This is a genomic window from Streptomyces sp. NPDC088157, assembly GCF_044741545.1.
Lineage (GTDB): Bacteria > Actinomycetota > Actinomycetes > Streptomycetales > Streptomycetaceae > Streptomyces.
Genome location: NZ_JBIUSU010000013.1, coordinates 186,698 through 193,286 on the forward strand (window position 1 = coordinate 186,698; position 6,589 = coordinate 193,286).

Sequence of the window (6,589 nt, forward strand, 5' to 3'; positions counted from 1 at the left end):
GTCCCCCCGGACGGCGCCCGGGGGAGGGTCAGTAGCCCCGCTGGCTCGCGTAGAACACCAGCCGGTACTTGCCGATCTGCACCTCGTCGCCGTTCGACAGGGCGACCTCGTCGATCCGCTCGCGGTTGACGTACGTGCCGTTCAGACTGCCGACGTCCGCCACCTTGAACGTGCCGTCCGGGTTGCGCCGGAACTCCACATGGCGGCGCGAGACCGTCACGTCGTCCAGGAAGATGTCGCTCTGCGGGTGACGACCGGCTGTGGTGAGGTCGCCGTCCAGAAGGAACCGGCTGCCCGAGTTCGGGCCACGCCTGACCACGAGCAGGGCGGAACCGAGCGGCAGCGCGTCGACCGCGGCCTGCGCCTCGGGTGAGAGCGCGGGCAATTGCGTCTGACCGGTGACCTCGGAGTCGTAGGCCTCGAGACCGGAAATGGAGATGGTGGAGGTCGTCTCCGACGCACGCTCGGGCGTCAGACCGGGGCGCAGCGGCGCGCCGCAGTTGGAGCAGAAGCGGCTGTTCTCCGCATTGCGGTTACCGCACCTCGTACAGACCAGGGCCGACATAGGGGAAAACCCTCCACCCGCACTTGAGGTTGACGGTTGGCCGAAACCTATGCCGCCGGACTGCGCAGGGTCAACAGACGCCGCGCCCTGGCCGCCGGAAATGTCGCCGCCCGGACCAGCCACCTGATCCCGGAACAACGGCCGCTGACCCTCGGCGTCGGGCTGCGCGCGATGACGAGCGGTCGCGTTGTCGCTGCCCTCTCGCGCGCTCTTGCCGAACAACTTCGCAAACAACTTCACGGGCGATTCCCCTTGACCGAAACAGACCCGCCCGTGGGGCAGGACGAACCCTGACTGAATACACCGGTCGACCCGGACACCTTCACAACGTCCGTGCCCACCAGACAGTTTCCACCACGCACCACCCGATCGGTGCGTCGACCCCCCGCAACCTCATGCCCCTGCCGGACGCCCCGCATGCACCCCCGGTTCACTGGCCCGACGACCGAGCGTAGTCAGGCTGCTTCGCCGCTCGCAAGGCATCCACGACGATCTTGTCCGACCGCTCGACGGTCACCGTGGCCTGCTCCTTCTCGAGAGTCTGCACCACTCCTCCAGGGATGTTGAGCGCCGGCTCAAGGTCCTGCGGGTTGCCGATGACCTTGAAACGAAAGGGCGTGTTGATCTTGTTCCCGTCGACGCTCACGCTCTTGCCGGATTCGGTCAGGAAGGTGCCCGCGACGACCCGCACACCGTTCACCTGGATCGCCTCGGCCCCGGCCGCGCGCAGCTCCTGGATCGCGTCGAGCAACATGTCCGCCTCGACCGTCCCCTTCGTGTCCTCGATGGTCATCGTGATACCCGGCCCCTGCGCAGCCACCGTGCCCGCCAGAATGCCGAGTTGCTTCTCCTTCTCGACAGTCTGCTTACGGGCCTCCTCGGCCTGGTCGGAGCTGTTCTCCAGCTCCTGCTGCTGCTTCTCCAGTCCCTGCTTCTCGTCCTCAAGACGCTGACTGCGGTCGTCGAGTTCATCGAGAATGCGTACGAGATCTTCCTGACGCGCACCGCGCAGGGCGTTTCCGCTGTCGCTGTTGGACGCGACCTGGACGGCCAGCCCGAAACCGAGGCCGAACAGCAGCAGGGCGACGATGAGTTGGGCCCGCGACACCCGCGGCGGCCAGATTCCCTGCGCCAGCCGCTGCCGGCCGGTCAGCACGGGCTCGGCCGGCTTCTCGGCCGCTCCCTCCGCAGGCGATGCCACGGGGACCTCGTCGGGCAGCTCCTTGCGGAGCCGGTACTCGGGCGTCTCGTCCTGATTGCTCATCGACCTCACGCCCGGAAGACGTGCCGACGGATGGCCGCGGCGTTCGAGAAGATCCGGATACCGAGAACGACCACGACCCCGGTGGACAGCTGCGATCCCACACCCAACTCGTCACCCAGGAACACGATCAGCGCGGCCACGACCACGTTCGACAGGAACGACACCACGAACACCTTGTCGTCGAAGATGCCGTCGAGCATGGCCCGAAGCCCGCCGAAAACGGCGTCCAACGCCGCCACCACGGCGATCGGCAGATACGGCACGACAGCTGCCGGAACCTCGGGCTGGACCAACAGGCCGGCCACGACTCCCACGACGAGGCCCAGTACGGCGATCACGATGTGCCCTTCTCAGTTCTCGGCTGCGCTGTGCGTACGATCACACTCGGTGCGGCGGGCAGCCGGAGGTCGCCCACCACGGAGATGGCCGTCCGGATGCCGTAGTTCTCCTGCAAGGCGTTCAGATACAAGCCGTCGGCACTGTTCTGGAACCTGTTGCTGAGGTTCTTCCCGTCCCCCACCGCGAGCACCGTGTACGGCGGCACCAGCGGTTTGTTGTCGACCAGTATCGCTTCACCCGCGGCCCTGATCGCCGACAGCGCCGTCAGCCGTTGTCCGTTGATGGAGACGGCCTCGGCGCCCGACGCCCAGAGCCCGTTGATCACGCGCTGCATGTCACGGTCCCGGACCCGCCCGGTGTCGGAGAAGCCGGAGGTCTCACGCGCGTCGCCTTCACCGCCCGTGGTGGCTTCCTTCGCATCGTCCACGACCAGCTTGACCCCTGGTCCGTGCACCTCGACAGCGCCCGACAGGATGCCGACCAGGTCCGCCTGGTCACCGACGCCGCTCTGCTTCAGCGCCTCCCGCTGCCGGCCGCTCACGTCGTCACGCAGCTTGTCGACGGTGCTCTCGAGCTTGTCGGCCGCATCGGTCTCGCTGTCGATACGGTCGATGAGCTCCTCGCGCTCCTTCGCGACGACCGGCGCCGCGACCCGCGCCTGGGCCGCACCGACGGTGACCACGAGAGCCGCGAGCACCAAGCCCACGGCGAGACCGAGCTTCGCCCGCACCGTTCGGGGCAGGCCACCCACGCCCTCGGCACGTTTACGGGCGGCGGCCTCGGCATAACCGTCGTCGAGGCTGTGGTCCATGACGTTGGTGAGCAGCGACATGGACGCGTCCGGGCGCGACGCGCGCACGGGTGTGCTCCGAACGGGGGGCTGCTGCGGCATGCCGCACATCGTCGCACGTCGCGCCCAGTACCTCCGAATGGCCCCACCGGCGTGCCGGACAGGCCCCTTGGGGACACTTGTCCGGCACGCACGCGTGCGCGTGGCTCAGCGTCCGGCGCTGTCCACGACCGCCGCCCACTCGTCGAGCAGCGCCTGCGCGGAGGCGTCGTCCGGCCCCTCCGCCCACAGATGGGTGACGGCCTCGGCCGGGTCCGGCAGCACCATCACCCAGCGCCCGTCCGTCTCCACCACCCGCACGCCGTCCGTGGTGTCCACGAAGCGATCTCCGGCCGCTTCGACGACCCGCCGCATAACAAGGCCCTTGACGGCCCACGGGGTCGCCAGATCCCGCTTCAGGACGTGCGCCCGCGGGATCCGCGCGTCGATCTGGCTGAGGGTGAGCTGCGTCCGCGCCACCAGCCCGATCAGCCGCACGAAGGCCGCCGTACCGTCGAAGACACTGCTGAACTCCGGGACGATGAAGCCGCCCTTGCCGTCCCCGCCGAAGATGGTCGTCTCGTCCCGCCCCACCCGGGTGAGGTCGTCCGGCGAGGTCGTCGTCCACTCGACCTGCGTCCCGTGGTACGCCGCCACCTGCTCGGCGATCCTCGTCGTGGTCACCGGCAGAGCGACCCGCCCGCTGCGCCGCTCGGCGGCCACCAGGTCGAGCAGCACGAGGAGCGCCCGGTCGTCCTCGATGATCCGGCCCTTCTCGTCAACGAGGGAGAGCCGCTCACCCACAGGGTCGAACCGCACTCCGAACGCGGCCCGCGAGGAAGCCACGATCTCCCCCAGCCGGACGAGCCCGGAGCGCCGCTGGTCGCCCGTCTCCGTGGGCCTGGCCTCGTTCAAGCCGGGATTGACGGTCAGCGAGTCCACCCCCAGCTTGCCCAGGAGGCTGGGCAGCACCAGTCCGGCACTGCCGTTCGAGGCGTCCACCACGACCTTCAGACCGGCCTCGGAGATCCCTGTCGTGTCCACGTTCCGCAGCAGCGACCCCGTGTACGAGTCGAAGACGCTGGCCGGGAAGTGCAGGTCTCCGATCTCTCCGGGGAACGCCCGCCGGTACTCCTGGCGCGCGAACACCCGGTCCAGCTTGCGCTGACTGCCCTGAGACAGGTCCGCGCCCTGCCCGTCGAAGAACATGATGTCGACGGAGTCCGGCACCCCGGGCGAGGTCCGGATCATGATCCCGCCGGCACTCCCCCGGGCGGTCTGCTGCCGCGCCACGGGCAGCGGCACGTTCTCCAGGTCCCGTACGTCGATGGCACTGGCCTGAAGCGCCGAGATGACCGCCCGCTTCAGTGCACGGGCGCCCCTCGAGTGGTCCCGGGCCGTCGTGACGGTGGACCCCTTCTTGAGCGTCGTGGCGTAGGCGCCTGCGAGGCGCACGGCCAGCTCGGGCGTGATCTCGACGTTGAGGATCCCGGAGACCCCACGGGCACCGAACAGGTGCGCCTGCCCCCGGGACTCCCAGATCACCGACGTGTTGACGAACGCGCCGGCTTCGATGGTCTTGAACGGATAGACCCGCACATTGCCCTGCACGATCGATTCTTCACCGATCAGGCATTCGTCGCCGATGACAGCGCCGTCCTCGATCCGGGCGGCCCGCATGATGTCGGTGTTCTTTCCCACCACACAGCCACGCAGATTGCTGTGCTGGCCCACGTACACGTTGTCGTGCACGACGGCCTTGTGCAGGAAGGCCCCGCTCTTCACGACGACATTGGATCCGATGACCGTGTGCTCACGGATTTCGGCGCCGGCCTCCACCTTCGCGTAGTCCCCGATGTAGAGGGGGCCGCGGAGTTCGGCGTCGGGGTGGACTTCCGCACCTTCGGCCACCCACACGCCCGGCGAGATCTCGAACCCGTCGATCTCGACGTCGACCTTGCCTTCGAGCACATCGGCCTGGGCCTTCACATAGCTCTCGTGCGTGCCCACGTCCTCCCAGTAGCCCTCGGCGATGAAGCCGTAGACCGGCTTGCCCTCCTTCATCAGCTGCGGGAAGACATCTCCGGACCAGTCGACGGGCACATCGGCCTCGACGTAGTCGAAGACCTCGGGCTCCATGACGTAGATGCCCGTGTTCACGGTGTCCGAGAAGACCTGGCCCCAGGTCGGCTTCTCGAGGAAGCGCTCGACCTTGCCCTCCTCGTCGACGATGGTGATACCGAATTCCAGCGGATTGGGCACACGCGTCAGACAGACGGTGACGAGCGCGCCTTTTTCCTTGTGGAAGGCGATCAGCTCGGTGAGATCGAAGTCAGTGAGGGCATCACCGGAGATGACGAGGAAGGCGTCGTCCTTCAACGCGTCCTCTGCGTTCTTGACGCTTCCGGCGGTACCGAGTGGCTTCTCCTCGTTGGCATAGCTGAGCTCCATTCCGAGCTCTTCGCCGTCACCGAAGTAGTTCTTGACCAGCGACGCCAGGAACTGAACAGTTACGACGGTCTCGTTGAGCCCATGCCTTTTGAGCAGCCTCAGAACGTGCTCCATGATCGGCCGGTTGGCCACCGGCAGGAGCGGCTTGGGCATGCTCGAGGTCATTGGGCGAAGGCGTGTGCCTTCGCCTCCGGCCATCACGACGGCCTTCATGTCGGAAGCGTCCTCCTAAAGAGACGACGGTCTAGCCGACTTCACCCGTCCAGATTGTCCCGCACTTCTCGTCCGCGGGCCAGCGAGCCACTTCAGCTGCCAATCGGCGAGGTCAGTCGACGGCCATGGCGTCCGCACGAACCAGGCGGCGGACCTGTACCACGTAGAGGACTCCTGCCCACCAGTAGAGCGTTGTACCCCACCCGGCGAACGCCCATCCGAAAATAGCAGCGAGTGACGCCAGCCATCCGCTTCCGTCACTGAGCAGAAGCAGCGGGAAGGCGTACATGAGGTTGAACGTGGCCGCCTTCCCCAGGAAGTTCACCTGCGGCGGCGGATAGCCGTGCCGTCTGAGGATGCCGACCATCACCAGCAGAACCAGCTCGCGGGCGAGAAGTACAGCCGTCAACCAGACAGGCAGAATCTCCCGCCAGGTGAGACCCACCAAAGTCGTGAGGATGTAGAGCCGGTCCGCAGCCGGGTCGAGAAGCCGGCCGAGGCTGCTGATCTGGTTCCAGCGCCGCGCGAGTTTGCCGTCCAGGTAGTCGCTGATCCCGCTGAAAGCCAGCACGAGGAGAGCCCAGCCGTCGCTCTGCGGGCCTCCGAACTCGGGCCGGAGGATCAGCCACAGGAACAGGGGTACGCCGACGAGACGCGCCATGCTGAGGATGTTCGGGATGGTGAGGACCCGGTCTGTCTGGACACGGGTCTCCTGGACCTCCACCCGGGGGCCTCCAGTAGAAAATGAGCCAACGATGCCCCCTGACCTTACCCCAACGCAAAAAAGCTCCGGCTCTTGGGCTGTATGCCCAAGAGCCGGAGCTCTAAAAGGAGTTCGGCGGTGTCCTACTCTCCCACAGGGTCCCCCCTGCAGTACCATCGGCGCTGTAAGGCTTAGCTTCCGGGTTCGGAATGTAACCGGGCGTTT

Annotated in this window: 6 protein-coding genes and 1 rRNA gene; all 7 read right to left on the minus strand. The window is 67.1% G+C overall.

The features are described 5' to 3' along the window. Nucleotides 1-28: 28 nt before the first annotated feature. Nucleotides 29-805: an FHA domain-containing protein gene (locus ACIPFH_RS39485; protein WP_401834287.1), complete on the minus strand. Its 777-nt coding sequence runs from the start codon at nucleotides 803-805 to the stop codon at nucleotides 29-31. 190 nt (nucleotides 806-995) lie between these two features. Further along, nucleotides 996-1,829, minus strand: a complete 834-nt coding sequence (locus ACIPFH_RS39490) for a DUF881 domain-containing protein (RefSeq protein WP_359124696.1) — start codon at nucleotides 1,827-1,829, stop codon at nucleotides 996-998. Nucleotides 1,830-1,834: 5 nt separating this feature from the next. Then, nucleotides 1,835-2,167, minus strand: coding sequence for a small basic family protein (locus ACIPFH_RS39495; RefSeq protein WP_020133151.1), 333 nt, complete (start codon nucleotides 2,165-2,167; stop codon nucleotides 1,835-1,837). Beyond that, complete coding sequence (locus tag ACIPFH_RS39500) at nucleotides 2,164-3,000, minus strand: DUF881 domain-containing protein (RefSeq protein ID WP_401834317.1); 837 nt, start codon at nucleotides 2,998-3,000, stop codon at nucleotides 2,164-2,166. The genes ACIPFH_RS39495 and ACIPFH_RS39500 overlap by 4 nt, the downstream gene beginning before the upstream one ends. A gap of 165 nt (nucleotides 3,001-3,165) precedes the next feature. Next, nucleotides 3,166-5,661, minus strand: a complete 2,496-nt coding sequence (locus tag ACIPFH_RS39505; RefSeq protein WP_401834291.1) for a sugar phosphate nucleotidyltransferase — start codon at nucleotides 5,659-5,661, stop codon at nucleotides 3,166-3,168. 112 nt (nucleotides 5,662-5,773) lie between these two features. Continuing rightward, nucleotides 5,774-6,385 carry a CDP-alcohol phosphatidyltransferase family protein gene (locus ACIPFH_RS39510; protein ID WP_356261346.1) on the minus strand — a complete coding sequence of 204 codons (612 nt, stop codon included), beginning with the start codon at nucleotides 6,383-6,385 and terminating at the stop codon, nucleotides 5,774-5,776. Nucleotides 6,386-6,494: 109 nt separating this feature from the next. Then, nucleotides 6,495-6,589: ribosomal RNA gene (gene rrf, locus ACIPFH_RS39515) — 5S ribosomal RNA — on the minus strand; the annotation flags it as partial.